The organism is Lachnoanaerobaculum orale, from assembly GCF_003862485.1.
GTDB classification, from domain to species: Bacteria; Bacillota; Clostridia; order Lachnospirales; family Lachnospiraceae; genus Lachnoanaerobaculum; species Lachnoanaerobaculum orale.
Genome location: NZ_RRCM01000001.1, coordinates 910239 through 929793, shown reverse-complemented (window position 1 = coordinate 929793; position 19555 = coordinate 910239). Strand labels below are relative to the sequence as shown.

Genomic DNA, 19555 nt, shown 5'->3' with positions numbered 1-19555 from the left:
CTCTTACTTCATGTTTCTGTAATCTGATTTGAGTTTTTTGATATACTCACTTATCATCTTTTTCTTTTCTTCTTTATCTTCCATATTGAAGATATGATCTATATATTTTAATCTGTCACCGTCTTTGATACCGCTTACCGCTATATCAAAAGCTTTTTTTGCTTCTACCATTAAGTCTTCTTTAAAAGCATCATTTATTTCCGCACTCTTTTTCTTCTTTCCCTCAGAGTCAAATATCCTCTTTAAAAAGTATATTTCCATCAAAATGACTTCATCACTTGTAAGCTCATAAGATTTTTTGAAAGCGTCATATGCCTCTTCATATAGGAAAAGATTTGCATAGGTCACACCCAGATTGTGATAGATGCTTCCGACAAAGTTGTTGTCGGCCTTTTTTTCCATATCAAGTATTTCAAGGTAATATTTCTTTGCGACTCCGTATCTTCCTATATAGAACATATAGTCGGCTCTTTGCTTGCCGACTTCCCATACGCTCATCTTTTTTATCTTCGCAACGGCATTTCTAAACAGAATGGATTCGGCATTATTATATAAATCACATGAATCAATAATATAGACCAATATATCCGTATCATCCACTCCGTTTGACTTTTTTCTCCTGATACCCTCAGCCAAAGCGCTAAGACCAAGTTCATTTTCAATAAAGTCTACAAGTTCATCACTGACAATCCCCTCAGTCACCAGAATAGGGTTTTCGTATATTATATAGCAAAGCTCCTCAAAGCTGTATATATTAAGTGACAACACCTCAATATGGAAAGGATTTTTTGTTCTCAAATTCTCACATAAAATCAATCCCATATACTCACCTCAATATTTCTCTTTGCATCTGTCGCAGGATACATATCTCCAAATCCTGCATCCGCTATCTCCAGATTCATTATTTTGTTGTTCAAAAAGCTTGATTTTAAAAATATTCTTCTGGTCTTTATGGGTCTCTTAGGCAAGAAATCGAGCAATATAGGTATGTTTTTCTTATCTTTTCCGTCCACACTTACAACATTTATATCAATAATCTCGCTGTTGTCAGGTACAAGCAAAAGCTCGGTAGTAGGCTCGTTCCAAAAATCTCCGGCCTTACCCAGATATATCTTTGCTTCCTTGCCGCCGCTTACCACATCAATATATATATCGGATTTTAATCTTCCCTCACAGGTGGCTACAATATTGTAGATGGAGTTTTCATTTGCAAGGTCAACTCCCTTAAAAGCCGCACCCTTGGCAAAAATATTTGTATCCAGATATACTCTGCCTCTTGAACATAGAAAACTTATAAAATTCTCCGCCCAGTCATGCTCTGAAAATACCTGACCTGTCAAAAATATAGCTGAAAACTGCTTTTTATCCATCACCTTTTCAGCTACCGAAGTCAAAATCTTATCTGCAAGCTTCGCACCTGAAGGATTGCTTAAAATCTGAAGATTGAATGCCTCATCCATATTTTCAGATTCCGCACTTACAAAGAGCTTCCTTGCATTTCTGTTTGCAAGCATCTCATAGTATGTAAGGCTTACATCTGATAAGTCAAACATCCCCACTCGATTGTTCCATATATCTTTTTTCAGCGAAAGCACAAAGTATATAAAACTTTCTTCCTTACTTATAATATGTATATGATTCGGTTGATATCCAAGTCCCACAAAGGCTTCCCTGATATCTCTCATAATATTTTGATCAAGACCTGCCAAAGCTATTACCACTTCTTCAGGCTTTTCCTTATAAAGCTTCTCCATACCGACCTGTATTATCTCTTTGAAAAAAAGCTTCAGTATATCTCTACCCTTATATCTTGTACCGTCAATGGTTGCAATACCGTTTTTTCTGGTCAACTTTAATAATTTATCAGTTATTATACCTTTTCCGTCCAGTGCCAGTGCGTAGGCTTCTTCTCCCACCACCCAGGCATCTTCATTCTTTTTCTTACTTATAACAGTAGGAAATGTCAATGCTTCATCATCAGGATAAAATATAAGACCGGTACTTATATCCGATAAAGCGATTCCAAGTACCTTTGGATTCATTGTTTCTCCCATCCTAGATAAATTTTAAATGCAAATATTCGCATTCCTTTCTTTTTTTATATCAACGCAAACAAGTTGTCCACCAACTCATCCTTATATATAAATTCCGTCAGCTTCTCCTTCATTTCCTCGTCTTTTCCCTCAGGCAAATCCTCAATATCGTTTATAAGGATAAACCTGCTCTCTTTTGCGTCCTCATCCTTGTTGAATTGAACACAATCATTTGCCAATACCTTAATATTACCGTCTGTATTCTGCACAACCTGATACTCCCAAATTTCATCCGCAAAGATTTTCTTGTACTTTACAAAAATATTTTTGTAAACATTAGGAAATTCCTCTTCAAAGAAGTCATCACTTATCGGGAAAATCTTTGACTTAAGTATAATATTTTCCTTTTCGCCCTTATACTCTACAAAAGTTGACTCCAAAATATCTCTGTCAACATAAACAAACTTTGCAAGTGCCTTAAAATATGAGAAAACCATATCTTCATCACAAAGATTTTTCACAATCATCTCACAAAGCCTTGTCTGCTTGAAGTTAAGTTTTTCTTTCCTTGAATAATATTTTGAAAGTGCAAGCATATAGATGTTCGGAAACTCTTTTATATCGTCCACATCATTGAGTCCGTCCTCAAGATACTCAAATACGGCATCCTTTGTCTCCTCGTCATTCATAAAGAACGCATCGCTCTTTACCGTAAAATATGCCCTGATAATTGTATCCGTCACTCTTTTTCTGTCCGCATATATGCCGAAAGCCTCATCAAGCTTTGATGTCTGATTTGAAAACAGCATCTGTATCAGGATTCTCTCTTCAAAATCATAGGTCTCAACATTTTGTTCGACACAAAGCTTCAAACAGTCAAACATATCCTTTGTCCTGCCGTTATACGCCCTTGCGATAAATTCAAGAGTCTTATCACAAAATACTCCGTTCTTATATAGTGTAAAAGCTATATCAACCAATATCTTGTTTTGTTCAAAGACATCATCCTCAATCGCCTTTGTAACCAAAGTCAATAAGTCTTCTTTCTTTATATGCTCTATACCGAATGATTTTATGATCTCTATAGATTCAAGCTTATTGCCTATATTCATAAGAGTATCACAGTACATGAATATATTCTCCTCATTAAGACTCATTGTACCTGTTTTATTGAGAAGGTCAAAATCTATGTCATCATCTTCTTTTGACGACTTCCAGAAGTACTCTATCAGTCTTGACATAAGCTTGTTTCTGAATCTTTGATCAATATCTATCTCTTCAACGGCACTCTCAATCAGTGACACATCCTCAAGGTCTATTCCGACTCCGTCCGCTATCTTGTCAAGCTTTTCAAGCCTTTGCATATCATGGTTTTCATCTATCTCATATGCCCTGTCGATAAGGTTTTGCATATAGAATATCTTATCTACCACCATATCCTTTGAATAGTATCTGTTTCCGAATTCATCTTCAATCAAAATAACCGCATTCTCCGAATAAAGCGCCACATATGCTCTTTTGTTCTTCAATTCATATATTTTCTCGCCGTTTAACTCAGGATATACCACTATAATGGACTTCGCTCCGTCTTCAGGAACATATATATCATATGAATTCATCAAGAAAGGAATTATCTTTGCAAGCCTCTCATCTATATCGTCCTCTTCAAGTATTCCCGAATATATATTGGTGAGATGTGAATCCATCTTAAGCTTCATCGCATTGTCAATTGTAAATATCTTTATTCTCTTTATATATGCTCTGTATATCTCACTGTTGTGAGGGTAATACTCCACAATATTTTCAAATATTCTAAGCTTAAAGTCCTCGGCCATTGAGTTGATTCTCTCAAAGTACTTAAGAACCTCCTCAGGCATAGGTGCATCATATCTTTCAGGCAGTGAGTAGATAAAATACTCATATATTCTGTCTACTTCAAGCCTCTTCTCAATACATTTTTCATACCATTTATTGACATAACTTTTTCTTACATTGCCGTTTATAAATATCTCACAGATATCTGAAAGCAGTTCATTGCTTGGAAGTGCATTATATATTGAAATCAAAATATTTAATATCGCACCGTTTACCTTCTTTGTATCTCTTACAACTTCCAAGATTCTTTCAGACAGACTTATGGATATCAAATTGTTTCTTATGCCGAAGCTTAGCGCCAATACCTCCAAAGTGCCGCAACTGCTTAAAAGATGGGGATTCTTACACAGTAATCTCGCATACTCCATCATCAAAATACATGACCTGTCGCCAAGCTCAAAGGCTCTCTTTAAAAACTTCTGCTTTTCTAAAGGATTGTCGGCAAGTGTCGGGTCCAGATTAAGTATAAGTATAAGCTCTATTATTGAGTGATCTTTTTTATATAAATCTTTTACAAGCTTGCAAAGGTCTCTTATCTTTTCGGCATCCGGATACATATATGTGTCAAGATACTCCAAAATCAGATACTCGTCTCTAAGCTCATGTTTATTTTCTTTTATCTTCGAGTCGATACTGTTTATAGTGGACTTCGCTCCTGCCTTATCTCCCTGCATAAGGAATATTTCTGCCTTTAAGAGCTTGACCAAAAGACTCTTATATGTGCTTACAAGCAATCTGTCAAGTACTGCAAGCATCTTAAAGAGTATCTCATTTTTTTTGAGTTTTTCATTGCTTAGCTCAAATTCCATCCTGAGCTTAAAGTAGTTTATCCACTGTTTTCTTTCAAACAGTCTGGCCTCTCTTTGATATTCCTTTTCGAGATTTTTATTTATTACTATCTCAAGTTTCTTTTCGTTAAGTCCGTTTTTAAAGTTTATATTTGCGATATTTTTCTTATCGTCCAAGAGATTAGGGTCTATAGTGAATTCAAGTTCGTATACATTGTCTACAAAGTCTTCATTCTTTATTTTATCCTTGCCAAGCTTTATAAAGCCCGCATTTGTGGAAACATCTATATCAAGGAGTCCCCAGTTTTCCTTGTAGACTTTTATCGAAGATGTCTTTTCCTCTTCCACACTTGCAAAATCAAGCTGACTGTTCTCAAGCTGAAAATTTACAGCCTCCTTATTGCCTGCTGCCTGTAAGAAGTTTTCCAGATTCGATCTGAAATCATCGCCCCTGCTGAGGGTTTCATATAATTTTTGCAGTTTTATATCTCTCATAAAGCTTGAGCTGCAAAAATCTTTGTACATAAAAATAGCCAGTGCAATACTCATATCCTCTTTTGCAATGACCATAAAGTCATCTACAGTCTTTAATGAATCAAGTACCAACACTGTATCTGTATTTTTTATATAGAAAATATAGGGTATCTCTCTTTCACCTGCATTTGTAACCAAGGTGATACTGCCCTCTATCTTTTCATCACTGTTCAGATTTTTAGAATTGATCTCAAGTACAAGTACATTTTTTATCCCGCCGAAGGTCGCATCTACCACTTTTACTCTTATATTGTCAGAGTAGGCTACTCCCTTTAAAGGTATCTTATTGTCACTTCTTACTTCTATTTCAAAGCGAACTGCTTCATCCACCTTTATAGGCAGGTCTATATTACTCGGCTCACAGACCAACATCGGTAATTCTTCTTCTATAATACCCTTTGCCAAACGATTGATTCGCTCTCTCATCTATACACCTCTTCTATAAACCATAAGTCACATTTTAACATAAAAATATCCTAATTACTATATCAATTATATAAGTCGGCATTGTGCTTTACAGACCTATGTATTTGTTGTAAAATCTTTATAATACACAGGAGGTCACATGATGCTCTCAGAACCTATGACATTATACAAATTGATGATACTATATATGTTAAAGCAAGTGAAATTCCCGCTTACCAACTCAAATATATCAGACTTTTTTGTCAGCAAGGAATATACCACATATTTTATTGTTCAGCAGGCTCTTACAGAGCTGCTTGAAGCAAACCTTATAAGTGTTGAAAATATCAACAATACTTCAAGATATGAGATGACAAAAGAGGGTGAAGAAGCTCTCTCATTTTTCGGAAATCAGATTTCACCTGCCATTATCACCGATATAAATGAATTTATACAGGAAAACAAGTTCCGTATGCGAAACGAAGTTTCCACTACCGCCGAATATTATAAGCTTCCGGGCAATGACCTTATCGTACACTGTGAAGTGCTCGAAGGCAAAACCCCTCTTATAAATATAGAAATCAACTCACCTGACGAGGAACAGGCCACCATTATGACCAACAACTGGCGTTCATGCAGTCAGGATATCTATCAGTATATTATGAAAAAACTTCTCGGAGGTATAGAATAAAAAAGGACACAAATGTGTCCTCTTTTTATTCTCCGAGATATGCCTTTTTTACACTGTCGTCATTCATCAGTGTCTTGGCGTCTCCGTCCAATACTATATTTCCGGTCTCAAGTACATAGGCCCTGTCTGCAATACCGAGTGCCTTTTTAGCATTCTGCTCCACCAAAAGTACGGTGGTTCCACTCTTATGTATTTCTTCTATAATATCAAATATCTCATTTACATACAGCGGCGAGAGTCCCATTGAAGGCTCATCCATTACTATTACCTTAGGGTTGCTCATAAGCGCTCTGCCCATTGCAAGCATCTGCTGCTCACCGCCTGAGAGAGTACCTGCAAGCTGAGATTTTCTCTCTGCCAGTCTTGGAAATCTCTTATATATTTTCTCAAGACTCTCTTCTATACCGGATTTGTCATTTCTTATATACGCTCCGAGTTTCAGATTTTCAAGTACTGTCAAATCTCCGAACACTCTTCTGCCTTCAGGAACATGTGCCATACCGAGCTTAACAATATCATGCGCCTTGGTTCTTGTGATATCCTTACCTTCAAACTCTATATTTCCGTCTTTTGCGCTAAGAAGTCCTGTGATTGTATGCAATATGGAAGTCTTTCCGGCACCGTTTGCACCTATCAGCGCCACTATCTCACCTTGATTTACAAAAAAACTTGCACCCTTTACAGCCTTTATCATTCCATAGTTTACGACCAGGTTATTTACTTTTAATATTTCCATAGTCCCTCCTATTCTCCCAAATACGCTGTAATAACTTCAGGGTTGTTAAGTACCTCACTCGGTGTACCGCTTGCAAGCTCCGTACCGAAGTTAAGCACGGAGAGTTTCTCACAGATACCTGCAACAAGCTTCATATCATGCTCTATCAAAAGTATTGTCAGATTATATCTGTCTCTTATCTGTCTGATAGTCTCCATAAGTTCTTCAGTCTCATTCGGATTCATACCTGCAGCCGGCTCATCAAGCAGTAAAAGTGAAGGACTTGTAGCAAGCGCTCTTGCAATCTCAAGCTTTCTTTGCTCACCGTAAGGCAGATTGCCTGATAAAGTGTCGCTCTTATCATCAAGTGAAAATACTTTAAGTATATCGGTTGCAAGCTCATCCATCTCTTTTTCTTTTTTATTAAAGCCGAACATATGAGTCATGGATGCAAGAAGCGGATATTTCACCTTCTCATGAAGCGCCACCTTAACATTGTCAAGTACCGACATATTTGAAAAAAGTCTTATATTCTGAAATGTTCTGGCAATGCCAATATTGTTGATTTGAGTAGGTGTTTTTCCGTTTATCAATTTACCGTCAAGTCTTATAGTTCCGGTTGTAGGCTTATACACTCCTGTAAGAAGGTTAAATACTGTAGTTTTACCTGCACCGTTTGGTCCTATAAGTCCGTACAACATTCCTTTTTCTATATTCAGATTAAAACTGTCAACGGCTTTTAATCCGCCAAACTGTATTCCGAGATTTTTACACTCCAGCATTATTCCTCCTTTCCAAGCTTTCTGAAAGTCTTATTAAGAGATAAGCTTGACTTAAATTTACTGTTGTTGAATATCATCATTACAATAAGTACTATTGCATAGAGTAACATTCTCAAATTATCCGCACCTCTTAAGAACTCAGGCAGCAATGTAAGTATTATTGCCGAGATTATAGAACCAGGAATATTGCCCATACCTCCAAGTACCACGAATACAAGTATCTCTATAGACTTGTTGTAGTCAAATATACTCGGCTTTATAATACCTACATTGTGAGCGTAGAGTGCGCCTGCAATTCCTGCAAATCCCGCAGCAATAACAAATGCACTTACCTTATACTTACTTATATTTATACCTATAGATTCGGCCGCAATATCATTGTCACGAATGGACTTTATCGCTCTTCCGTCTCTTGAATTTATAAGGTTTGAAATCAAAACTATGGTTATCACCGTTATAATAAATACTACGGTAAAGTTTCTGTAATCCGAATAAAGCGGTATCTTACTTAGCCCCTTTGAACCGCCTGTAAACTTAAGGTAGTTGATAATAGACTTTATTATCTCACCGAAAGCAAGAGTCACTATCGCCAAATAGTCTCCTCTGAGTCTAAGTACAGGCACACCGATTATGAATCCGAAAAATGCGGCCAATATTCCTCCGCAAAGCAATGCTATAAAAAAAGCAAGTGCAGGAGGCAATGTATTGCTTAATGCAATAGAAATAAGGGCACTTGAATATGCACCTATTGACATAAAGCCTGCATGACCGAGCGAAAGCTCTCCCAAAAATCCGGTTACAAGGTTAAGTGACACAGCCAACATTATATTTACACATATCGGAACTATAAGCGACTTATACTGTCTGCTTAACACACCTGAATTTATCAACACAAATACCAATGCATAGGCCAGCAACATTATTACTATATTTATTATAGTTTTTTTATTTACCTTCATATATCACCTATACCTTTACAATCTTTTTCTTACCCAAAAGTCCTGACGGTCTGAACAGTAACACTACAATCAACACGCCGAAAACAATAGCATCTGCAAGCTCAGTTGAGATATATGCCTTTGAAACACTCTCAATAAGCCCAAGCAGTATTCCGCCAAGCATCGCACCCGGTATGCTTCCTATACCGCCAAGTACCGCCGCTACGAACGCCTTGATTCCCGGAAGTGCTCCAAGTGTCGGCTTCATAGACTGATACTGACATATATACAGTACACCTGCAACTGCGGCAAGTGCGGAACCGATAGCAAATGTAAGTGAAATAGTACTGTTTACATTGATTCCCATAAGTTCTGCAGCACCCTTATCCTCAGATACGGCTCGCATCGCCGAACCCATCTTTGTCTTATTTACAAACAGTGTAAGAAGTATCATAGCTATGGCCGTTACTATCAAGGTAACCACCGTTATACTTGAAATAACCACAGGCCCTACACTTATATTCACATTCGGAATTACAGACTGGAAAGGAATCGGTGTCGATCCGAATATAAGAAGTGAAGCGCTCTGTAAAAAGAAGCTCATACCGATAGCGGTAATCAAAACCGCAAGCGGAGGTGCACTTCTAAGCGGCTTATATGCCACCTTTTCTATTACCACTCCAAGTACCGCACACACAATAACAGTTATTACAAGCGCTACCGGTACAGGAAGTCCCAAAACGGATATACTAAAGTAAAGGGCGTAAGCACCTACCATTATTATATCTCCATGGGCAAAATTTATCATTTTGGCTATACCGTATACCATTGTATAGCCTATAGCAATCAACGCATAAATGCTTCCGGTCCTCAAACCGTTTATTAACTGCTCAATAAAGTTAATTAACATTTCATTACCCCTCTTTACCTAAACTACGGAAAACTCCCGACTGATGCCGGAAGCTTTCCGAGGTCTATGTTTAAAAAAGAGGATGGGACATATATCCCGTCCTCTCGGTTTTTTTAGTTATTATCAAAAAGCTGATACTCACCGTTTGTTATAGTAACAAACTTAGGCTCTTTGTTAGGCTCACCGTCAGCTGAGAATGATACCTTTCCTGTGATACCGTCAACCTGAATCTCAGTCATAGCCTTTATAAGGTCTTCACTCTTAATGCTTCCGGCTTTCTCCATATCCGCCTTGATTACATATACAGAATCATAACCGTCAGCTGCGAACTGATCAGGAGTTGCATTGTATGCCTTCTTATAAGCGTCTGTAAACTTGGCTGCAGAAGGATCTGAAGCAAGGAACGGACTTAAGAATACGGCGCCTTCAGCCTGTGTCTTGTCTGTAAGCTGTCCGAGTATACCGTCCCAACCGTCTGAACCTACAAAAGCCGCATCAATACCCTGCTGCTTTGCCTGCTGTACGATATGTGCAGCCGCCTCATAGTATGCAGGTACGAAAATAATCTTTGCGCCTGAAGCCTTGATCTGTGTAAGCTGTGTTGTAAAGTCCACATCATCGTTTGTAAATGACTGCTCATTTACTATAAGAGCAGACTGACCTTTTGTATTAAGCTCGTCTTTGAAAGCCTCATAAACACCTGTTGAGTACTCGTCCGAGTTGTTATATAAAACCGCTACGCTCTCATATCCCTGGTCAAGTACAAAATCCGCAATCATCTTTCCCTGAAGAGGATCTGTAAAGCAAAGTCTGAATGCGTTAGGATTCTTTGTGATATCCTTAGCTGAACCTGAAGGTGTAAGCTGTAAGATATTGTCCTTTGCTGTCAAATCTGTAAGTGCAAGTGAAGAACCGCTTGTTACGGCACCCATATATACATTGATACCGCTGTCCATAAGCTTGTTATATGCGTTAACGGCCTTATCTTCCTTTGCCTCGTCATCCTGAAAATTAAGAGCAAGCTTATATGTCTTATCTCCGACCTTTACACCGCCTGCCGCATTGATCTCGTCAATAGCTACAGTTGCACCGTTCTTTACAGAGTTACCGTAAGATGCCGCAGCTCCTGTAAGAGGACCTGTAGAACCTATAGTAAATACATCTCCGTCCACCTTTGCAGCTTCCGTTTCACTCTTTGAACCTGTATCTGCCGCCTTATTAGAACCTGAGTTTCCGCAGGCTGTAAGTGCCAATCCAAAAGTTAATGCCAATGCTGACAATAATACTCTTTTCTTCATAATACCTCCATAAAATTTAAAAATTTAGTCAAACTCATCTCATTATATTTATTTCATATAAGTCTGTCAATAAACACATTTGAAATGCCTATATTATTTTTTTATAGTAGCTATAACAAATAGACATACTAAAGCCTTTATCACAGTTATTTTTTATAAAATACTATGATAAAGGCTCAAAATTTATATTATTTATTTATATATTATTTTCCTGAAAGGTACTCATCTATTCCCTTTGCACCCGCTCTGCCCGCCTCCATGGCAAGGATAACGGTTGCGGCACCTGTAACGGCATCACCGCCTGCAAATACACCCTCTCTGGATGTCTGACCTGTCTTTTCATCAGCTTCGATACATTTCCACTTGTTGATATCAAGTCCGTCTGTAGTCTTTGCAATAAGCGGATTCGGTGAAGTACCAAGTGACATGATTACGGTATCACAGTCAATAACGAACTCACTGCCCTTTATAGCAACCGGTCTTCTTCTTCCGCTTGCATCAGGCTCACCAAGTTCCATCTTGACAACCTTCATTCCCTTTACCCAACCCTTCTCATCTTCAATGATCTCTACAGGGTTTGTAAGCAGGTCAAAGATAATACCTTCCTGCTTTGCATGGTGAACTTCCTCTGCTCTTGCAGGTAACTCGGCTTCACTTCTTCTGTATACGATATGTACTTCGGCACCGAGTCTGAGAGCTGTTCTTGCAGCATCCATAGCAACATTTCCGCCGCCGACAACGCATACTTTCTTACTCTTTATGATAGGTGTATGATAGTCGTCTCTGTATGCCTTCATAAGGTTGTTTCTTGTAAGGTACTCATTTGCAGAGAACACACCGTTTGCGTTCTCGCCCGGAATACCCATAAACATAGGAAGTCCGGCACCTGAACCGATAAATACCGCATCAAAGCCCTCTTCATCAAGAAGTTCATCAATAGTAACGGTCTTACCGATAATAACGTCAGTCTCAATCTTTACGCCAAGGTCGATAACGTTTTGTATCTCAGGGAGTACCACTCCGTCCTTAGGCAACCTGAACTCGGGAATACCGTAGATTAAAACGCCGCCCGGCTCATGTAATGCTTCAAATATGGTAACTTCATATCCGAGCTTTGCAAGGTCTCCGGCGCAGCTGAGTCCTGCAGGACCTGAACCTATTACAGCTACTCTCTTACCGTTCTTATTAGGATTTGCCTTAGGCTTGATGCCCATCTTTCTTGCTGTATCCGCTACATATCTCTCAAGCTTACCTATAGAAACGGCCTCACCTCTGTTTCCTCTGATACATACGCCCTCGCACTGTGTTTCCTGCGGACAAACTCTACCGCATACTGCAGGCAGTGAACTTGACTGTGCTATAACATCTGAAGCACCCTCAATATCGTCCTTTAATATCTCCTGAATGAATCCCGGGATGTTGATTGATACGGGACAACCCTGTATACACTTTGCATTTTTACAGTTGAAGCATCTTGCAGCTTCTTCCATAGCTTCTTCTTTGGAGTATCCAAGACATACCTCATCAAAATTCTTAGCTCTTACCTCAGGGTCCTGTTCAGCAACAGCAACTTTCTTCCACATATCCTGTGCCATTATTTGTCACCTCCACATACGCCACATCCACCGTGATGTGTTTCGCCTTCTATAACCTTCAAAAGTTCCTTGCCTTCTTCCGTCTTATATATCTGCAATCTTTGAAGTGCCTCATTGAAATTGATCTTATGAGCATCAAACTCAGGACCGTCAACACATGCAAATTTGATTTCATCTCCGACAGAAAGTCTGCAGGCACCGCACATACCTGTACCGTCTACCATAATGGTATTCATACTGGCAATTGTAGGTATACCAAGTTCCTTTGTGAGAAGTGATACGAACTTCATCATAATCATCGGTCCGATAACAACACAATGATCATATTTCTTTCCTTCATTTTGTACAAGATCTTTTATCTTGTCTGTTACAAGACCCTTAAAGCCGTAAGAACCGTCATCTGTACATACATAAAGATTGTCGGATACCGACTTAAGCTCATCCTCAAGTATTACAAAGTCCTTACTCTTGGCACCCTGTACCACGTCAGCCTTAATGCCCATTTCGTGAAGCCACTTAACCTGCGGATATACAGGAGCGGTTCCAAGACCTCCGGCTACAAAAAGGATCTTCTTTTTCTTAAGCTCTTCAATATCCTCAGATATAAGGTCACTCGGGTTTCCAAGCGGACCCACAAAGTCCATGAACTCATCGCCTTCTTTGAGGTCATCCGCTATCAGTCTGGTTGAGCCGCCAATAACCTGAATAACGATGGTAACAGTTCCGGCTTCTCTGTCATAGTCACAGACAGTCAAAGGGATTCTTTCACCCTGCTCATTCTGTTTTACAATAACGAATTCGCCGGGAAGACATTTTGATGCCACTCTCTTAGCCAAAACATCAAAAAGATAAATATTTTCAGCTAATTGTCTTTTTTTTACAATAGGAAACATATTGCTTATTCCTCCAAATAGATAAAATCTCATGTCTATAGTAACATAAAAAAAAGAAAAAACCAACCCTGTTCAGAGCAATATATCAGAATACTTCGTTAATTTTTTGTTTATTTTAAAAAACAATCGCCTTTATACGCTATCTGTTCATTTCAGATCTATAGCCTTCTGTCATATTGTGGTCTGCAATAATATTATCTATATCGTTAAGATTTGAGGAAGGAATATCACCCGGTATAGTATTTTTTACTGCAGAATATGCATTTCCGTATGCTATAGCCTTCCTGCAATCCAGTCTGTAGTGTAAAAGTCCGTAGAGTGCACCTGCAATATATGCGTCGCCGCTGCCTATCCTGTCCACAACGTCAATGGACTTATACGGTTCTTCGGTGTAAAACTCATCCTGATATGCATTGTATATTACAGATCCGAAGTCATGTACCTTAGGAGAATGTACAACTCTCTGTGTGGATGCCACTATCGATATAGGGTATTCCTGTGTAAATGACTTCATAATATCTTTTACATCGCCGCTTTTATCAAAAGTAAGTCTGGCGGTGTCCTCCGAGCAAAAGAAAATATCCACAAAAGGAAGTATTCTCTCTATAGTTTGTCTTGCTTCATCTCCTGTCCAAAGATTTGCCCTGAAATTCACATCAAATGATATAATGGATCCGTTTTCTTTGAACTTTTTTATCATCTCAATGGCTGTTTCTCTTGAATTTTTACAAAGTGCCAATGTGATACCTGTTGTATGAAAGCAGGTTGTAGACTTGTACATATCATCCTTAAACTCGTTTATATTTATATTTTCAAAACATGAGTTTTTTCTGTCATAGATTACATTAGGCTTTCTTGGATACGCTCCGTGCTCATAAAAATATATTCCGACTCTTGCATCTTTACTTTTATCATATATTATATAGTCATCGCTTATACCGTAGGATCTGACAGTATTTTTTATATAAGCTCCCATCTCATGTGAAGGTAATTTGGTTATTACGCCGGTCTTAAGTCCAAGCAGTGAAGCTCCCACCGCAACATTAAGTTCCGCTCCGCCTACCTGTCTGATAAGAGTTTCTCCTCTTACCAGTCTGTCATCTCTTATCGGTGAAAGTCTTAAAAGTGCCTGCCCGAAAGTCAACAAATCAAATTTCTTATCCATCTTTTTGCCTCTCAAAAAATATTTATATTAGACCCTTATGTAGCTAAAGCCTATTTACTTTCTCTTATATAATCTGAATGTATACGGTATATCAAAATATGTCTCTTCCTCTGTTTCAAGAACAAGACTCCATTCATTACTGATATCCAAATTTAAAAAATGTCTGTCCGCTTCATACTCATAGTCTATATATGTAATATGCGCAATATCACAATAGGGCAAGAAATCGTTATAAACACTTTCTCCCCCTATCACAAAAACATCACTGTCTTTTATATTGTTTTTATTTAAGTAATCTATGCAGGCATCTACACTGTTTAAAACAGTAGCGCCTTTTATAGAAAGAGAGCTATCTCTTGACAGTACTATATTTTTTCTTCCTGCAAGCGGCTGTGAGCCGGGAAGTGATAATAATGTATTATGTCCCATTATTATCACCTTTCCTGTAGTCTCTTCTCTGAAAAGTTTTTTATCTCTGGGTATTGATACCAAAAGTTTTCCCTTGTTACCGATACCCCATTTTTTATCTACCGCAACTATTATATTCATCTTAATCCTCGGCTATAATGATTTCATTTGCATACGGTAATGTCTTTATCCAATCACAAAAACTTCTCCACTCATCAAGCTTGTGATTTTTTCTTGACCTGTATATATTCACCAAAGTCTCATAATTAAGTGTACAGGTTCTCATCTGATTGTAGCTTGAAGGCAGCAGCTGTATAAGCTCATACCAAAGTGCCTTATCCTTAGTCTCCACATATAAAAGTCTTATCTTCTCAAGTTCATCTATAAGATTTTTCAAAATATTAAGACCGTTTCCCCCAAGATGATCATGTGAAAAATCATCAAGTTCAAAAGGTTTTGAATGAATCTTATGCATTGTGGAGGTGGAGTTTGCTACCGTTGCAACCTTGTAAGTGTCATATTCTTTCCACCAATACATAGGAGCCGTAATATCTATAGAAACCATTATCTGTCTTAAATACTTTCTGTGATCGCTTGTTCCGGCATTTCTAAGCCTTTTTGCAAGTGAAAGGTCATTCTCACCCAAAATATAATTACCTTTTTCATCATAGTGACTGTCGGACCTTGCCCATGAGTTCATAGGATTTCTTGCTCCCCTCATGGCGTTTTCAAAATTCATTACATAACACTCTTTAAAATCTATCATTCCATCTCCCAATTCTCTTTAATTCGGTATAAATATTGTAACCTCGCTCAAGCATCATCCTCTCATTTGAAAACTTTAAAAGATGAAAGGATTCATGGTATTTATAATAACCCGAATCCACAAAATACTCTTCTCTTTGCGGCCTTGAAAAGTAGCTGTCCGCCTTCATCAAAAACCAGTGTACTCTTTTATCAATCAAATCCGTACTCGTATTGAATGTATAATGGCTTGTTCCTATGAATTGTACTATTCGGGCCTTCGCTCCGGTCTCTTCATATACTTCTCTTAGTGCAGTCTGTTCAAATGTCTCACCATGCTCTACAGTTCCCTTTGGCAAAACCCATCCCTCATACTTATTTTTATAATTTTTAAATAAGGTCAATATCTTTCCATGATATATAACTACACCACCGCAGCTAGTTGCTTCTATCATTGCACACCTCCACTTTAGTGATAACTAAAAGAAGTATAAACCAATGATGCATTATAGTAAAGGACATATCACTCTATGCCCCTTTTAAGATGCCCTCTTGTAAAGTCATCTATATTTAAAACGCTGACATTATTACAAAAATCATCCAAATATTTTCTCAGCACATTCTTTGTTTCACCTGCATTCTCCGTGGTAAACCAAAGCCTTAAAATACTTGGTGATATCTTTTTTACTTCCTTTTCCATGCCGAGAATTGATAAAGGCTTTGAATTTAAAATAGTGTTGTAGCAAAAATCACAGTGAGTCTTTACCTGCATCTCACTGTTTTTTCTGTCCTTTAAAACAAGTATCTCTTTTTTGTGATCACATCCCTTTGTAGTCTTCTTTAAGCACTGTGCAGACACCATCATAGGTATCTTTCCGTATGCAATCATCTCATTGCCCGGGTTGTCAAGCTGTCTTATCTCCGAAAGATTAAGCTCAAGCGGATATGTAAGTCTTTTTATATTGAACTTGTCATTATAAAAGTCTACTGTATTCTTATTGTAAGCATAAACGCTGTAATCAAGGATAATATTCGCATTATTATCTATATTGTCATTAATATAGAAGATTTCTTCCAAGCTTCTTACTATAAAATTATCAAACTTAAGCTCTCTTATCCTTTGTAAATATTTGTTAAAAAACGCCTTGGCCTCATCTCTGAAAATATGCGGCATATAAAGATTAAATGCGGCACAACACTCTCTTATCGAGTTTAGCTTATCATATAGTGAAGACTCCGATATCAGCTCGCTTTCTATACTTATTTCATCAAAGACGATTCCCTCACTTTTTGCAAAGTCGACTGTGGCATCTATTTGCTCTAAAGTTTCACAGAGTATATTAAACTTTGTTTCTGTCTTATTTTCGTCCTTTATAGCGGAATGTGGATATATAAAACCGGTATAGTCGACTACATCGCTGTCATCTCTTCTGTATCTGTCCAATATCTTTTGATATAGCTTATCAAGTGCATCTCTTCTTAATTCATTTAAAGTCTTTACAGGGATAAATAAGCCCTCATCCATATCAATATAAAGACTTTCAAATGTAAATAAGGTATTACCTGTCTTTTTAAGCTGTTTTTCCACATCACAAGCAGAGCTTGCTCTGGTCTTTGCAAGCTGCGGTACCTCACCTGATACTTCTATGGATATACTCTTTACCTGCTCTTGCCTGCCGTAAGCATCTCTCAGATTGTTTACACTCACTTCAAAGCTTATAGGCATATTTTTTTTAATCTTTACCGCTCCCAAAACAGGCAGTACTTTCTTGCCCTCTACAAATGTCTTATCAAGGTATTCAAAGTAATCGGCATTCACATCTTTGTTTGCAGGTTTTTCATGTACCGCAATCATATCCCTGCCGTTATGTTCCTTATAATAGCCTTCCGTCTGTCCGCCTCTGTCAAAAAGGTCAAGCAAAAGTTTTCTGTCTTTCTTATCTACCTTATATCCGACTCTTTTCTTTGAATTATACAAATCAAGATACTTTCTCCATATACTTACAACTCCGGCTGTATACCTTGGCGCCTTCATTCTGCCCTCTATTTTCAGTGAGTCAATCCCTGACTCTATCAAATCCGGCAAAATATCAAGGCTGCATAAATCCTTGCAGCTTAAAAGATTACGCTCATCGGCCTTATTTAACTTCTTACCGTTTTCATACAGGTCATAAGGCAGTCTGCAAGTCTGTGCACATCTGCCTCTGTTGCCGCTTCTTCCTCCTATTATGGAACTCATAAGACATTGACCGGAGTATGAGTAACAGAGCGCTCCATGTACAAAGCACTCTATTTCTATATCACATTTACTGTCGATATCCTTTATTTCTGCAAGTGATATCTCTCTGGCAGGGACTATTCTGCTCGCACCTATATTTTTCAAAAATATTGCACCGTAACTTCCTGTAATGGTCATCTGTGTGCTGGCATGTATAGGAAGCTTTTTAAAATGCTTTCTGATAAACTCAAATACTCCCAAATCCTGCACAATTACGGCATCAATACCTGCATTGTAGTAGGTCTTTATGTAGTCAAAGAGTTCATCCATCTCACTTTCTTTAAAAAGTGTATTGATTGTCATATATACACTTACACCGAAGGTATGTGCATATTCAATCCCCTTTATAAGCACATCCTCATCAGGATTGTTTGCATACGCTCTGGCGGAAAACTTCTTTCCTCCGATATATATCGCATCCGCTCCCGCATTGACCGCCGCCACCAAGCTCTCATATGAGCCGGCAGGCGCCAAAAGCTCTGTTATCTTCATCATCAACCTTTCATTTCAATACCCAGGTGAATATATGCATTCTCAGTCGCAACTCTTCCGCCCGGCGTTCTGTTTATAAGTCCGTTCATCAGCAAATACGGCTCATATACCTCCTCAAGTGTGCCTGCATCCTCTCCGATTGCGGCACTTAAGGTATTAAGTCCTACAGGACCTCCGCCGAATTTCTCTATTATAGTAAGCAAAATCATTCTGTCGTTGTTGTCAAGCCCAAGCTTGTCCACATCCAAAGTATCAAGTGCAAAATCAGCCACACTCTTATCAATTACTCCGTTGTATTTTACCTGCGCAAAATCTCTTACACGCTTTAGCAGTCTGTTTGCAAGTCTCGGTGTACCGCGACTTCTTCTTGCGATCTCTATGGCTCCGCTCTCATCTATCTCCACACCCAGCACTGTTGCTGAACGTCTCACTATCTCCTTAAGCTCGTCCGTATTATAAAACTCAAGCTTTTGTACCACACCGAATCTGTCACGCAGCGGTGCCGTAAGCAGCCCGGCTCTTGTAGTCGCTCCCACCAAAGTAAACTTGGGCAAATCAAGTCTGATACTTCTGGCTCCGGCATCCTTACCTATCACAATATCTATCACAAAATCTTCCATAGCAGGATACAACACCTCTTCCACCTGCCTGTTGAGCCTATGTATCTCGTCTACAAAGAGCACATCGCCCTCATTCAGATTGTTAAGTATAGCTGCCATATCACCCGGTTTTTCAATAGCCGGGCCTGAAGTCACCTTAAGATTTGTACCCATCTCGTTTGCTATTATATTACAAAGAGTAGTCTTTCCAAGTCCCGGAGGTCCGTAAAACAGCACATGGTCAAGGCTCTCTTTTCTAAGCTTGGCGGCATCTATATAGACTTTAAGATTTTTCCTAATTTTCTCCTGACCGATATATTCACTCAAAAACTGCGGTCTAAGACTCTTTTCTATCTGCTTATCTTCTTTTGTTATTTCAGTTGAAATTATCCTTTTTTCCATCTTCACACTC

At 38.4% G+C, this 19555-nt stretch carries 17 protein-coding genes; 1 reads left to right on the top strand and 16 read right to left on the bottom strand.

The window, feature by feature from the left end; genetic code table 11:
• Positions 1 to 3: 3 nt before the first annotated feature.
• Genes EHW90_RS04550 through EHW90_RS04540 form a run of 3 tightly spaced genes read right to left on the bottom strand, consistent with a single transcriptional unit; the run spans position 4 to position 5656 of the window.
• Positions 4 to 822, bottom strand: a complete 819-nt coding sequence (locus EHW90_RS04550; RefSeq protein WP_124951576.1) for a tetratricopeptide repeat protein — start codon at positions 820 to 822, stop codon at positions 4 to 6.
• Positions 813 to 2042: a DUF5716 family protein gene (locus tag EHW90_RS04545; RefSeq protein ID WP_172634491.1), complete on the bottom strand. Its 1230-nt coding sequence runs from the start codon at positions 2040 to 2042 to the stop codon at positions 813 to 815. The genes EHW90_RS04550 and EHW90_RS04545 overlap by 10 nt, the downstream gene beginning before the upstream one ends.
• A 56-nt stretch (positions 2043 to 2098) precedes the next feature.
• A complete protein-coding gene (locus EHW90_RS04540) occupies positions 2099 to 5656 on the bottom strand; it encodes a DUF5717 family protein (protein WP_124951574.1) in 3558 nt (1185 codons plus the stop codon).
• A 142-nt stretch (positions 5657 to 5798) separates the two neighbouring features.
• Here EHW90_RS04540 and EHW90_RS04535 point away from each other — a divergent pair, with 142 nt between their 5' ends.
• Positions 5799 to 6326 carry a DUF4364 family protein gene (locus EHW90_RS04535; RefSeq protein ID WP_060931589.1) on the top strand — a complete coding sequence of 176 codons (528 nt, stop codon included), beginning with the start codon at positions 5799 to 5801 and terminating at the stop codon, positions 6324 to 6326.
• Positions 6327 to 6351: 25 nt separating this feature from the next.
• Here the strand turns inward: EHW90_RS04535 and EHW90_RS04530 are convergent, their stop codons facing one another.
• The 13 genes from EHW90_RS04530 to ruvB form a co-directional block, all read right to left on the bottom strand.
• Complete coding sequence (locus EHW90_RS04530) at positions 6352 to 7062, bottom strand: ABC transporter ATP-binding protein (RefSeq protein ID WP_060931537.1); 711 nt, start codon at positions 7060 to 7062, stop codon at positions 6352 to 6354.
• Between the two features lie 8 nt (positions 7063 to 7070).
• Positions 7071 to 7823, bottom strand: coding sequence for an ABC transporter ATP-binding protein (locus EHW90_RS04525; protein WP_124951572.1), 753 nt, complete (start codon positions 7821 to 7823; stop codon positions 7071 to 7073).
• The gene (locus tag EHW90_RS04520) at positions 7823 to 8782 is read right to left on the bottom strand and encodes a branched-chain amino acid ABC transporter permease (RefSeq protein WP_060931535.1); all 960 of its coding nucleotides are present in this window, start codon (positions 8780 to 8782) and stop codon (positions 7823 to 7825) included. Before EHW90_RS04520 ends, EHW90_RS04525 begins: the two co-directional genes overlap by 1 nt.
• A gap of 7 nt (positions 8783 to 8789) precedes the next feature.
• Positions 8790 to 9671 carry a branched-chain amino acid ABC transporter permease gene (locus tag EHW90_RS04515; RefSeq protein WP_009445598.1) on the bottom strand — a complete coding sequence of 294 codons (882 nt, stop codon included), beginning with the start codon at positions 9669 to 9671 and terminating at the stop codon, positions 8790 to 8792.
• 113 nt (positions 9672 to 9784) lie between these two features.
• Entirely contained in the window at positions 9785 to 10969 is a 1185-nt protein-coding gene (locus EHW90_RS04510) for an ABC transporter substrate-binding protein (protein WP_124951570.1), read from the bottom strand.
• A gap of 203 nt (positions 10970 to 11172) precedes the next feature.
• A complete protein-coding gene (gltA, locus tag EHW90_RS04505; protein ID WP_124951568.1) occupies positions 11173 to 12564 on the bottom strand; it encodes an NADPH-dependent glutamate synthase in 1392 nt (463 codons plus the stop codon).
• A complete protein-coding gene (locus EHW90_RS04500; protein WP_124951567.1) occupies positions 12564 to 13457 on the bottom strand; it encodes a sulfide/dihydroorotate dehydrogenase-like FAD/NAD-binding protein in 894 nt (297 codons plus the stop codon). The genes gltA and EHW90_RS04500 overlap by 1 nt, the downstream gene beginning before the upstream one ends.
• 139 nt (positions 13458 to 13596) lie before the next feature.
• Complete coding sequence (locus EHW90_RS04495) at positions 13597 to 14622, bottom strand: sugar kinase (protein WP_124951565.1); 1026 nt, start codon at positions 14620 to 14622, stop codon at positions 13597 to 13599.
• 54 nt (positions 14623 to 14676) lie between these two features.
• On the bottom strand, positions 14677 to 15171 hold the full coding sequence (locus EHW90_RS04490; RefSeq protein ID WP_124951563.1) for a dihydrofolate reductase: 495 nt from the start codon (positions 15169 to 15171) through the stop codon (positions 14677 to 14679).
• A 1-nt stretch (position 15172) separates the two neighbouring features.
• Positions 15173 to 15796, bottom strand: coding sequence for a hypothetical protein (locus EHW90_RS04485; protein ID WP_124951561.1), 624 nt, complete (start codon positions 15794 to 15796; stop codon positions 15173 to 15175).
• Entirely contained in the window at positions 15783 to 16229 is a 447-nt protein-coding gene (locus tag EHW90_RS04480) for an NUDIX hydrolase (protein WP_009445605.1), read from the bottom strand. Before EHW90_RS04480 ends, EHW90_RS04485 begins: the two co-directional genes overlap by 14 nt.
• A 68-nt stretch (positions 16230 to 16297) precedes the next feature.
• Positions 16298 to 18544, bottom strand: a complete 2247-nt coding sequence (locus tag EHW90_RS04475) for a peptidase U32 family protein (protein ID WP_124952636.1) — start codon at positions 18542 to 18544, stop codon at positions 16298 to 16300.
• A gap of 2 nt (positions 18545 to 18546) precedes the next feature.
• Entirely contained in the window at positions 18547 to 19545 is a 999-nt protein-coding gene (gene ruvB / locus EHW90_RS04470) for a Holliday junction branch migration DNA helicase RuvB (RefSeq protein ID WP_060931527.1), read from the bottom strand.
• Positions 19546 to 19555: the final 10 nt, after the last annotated feature.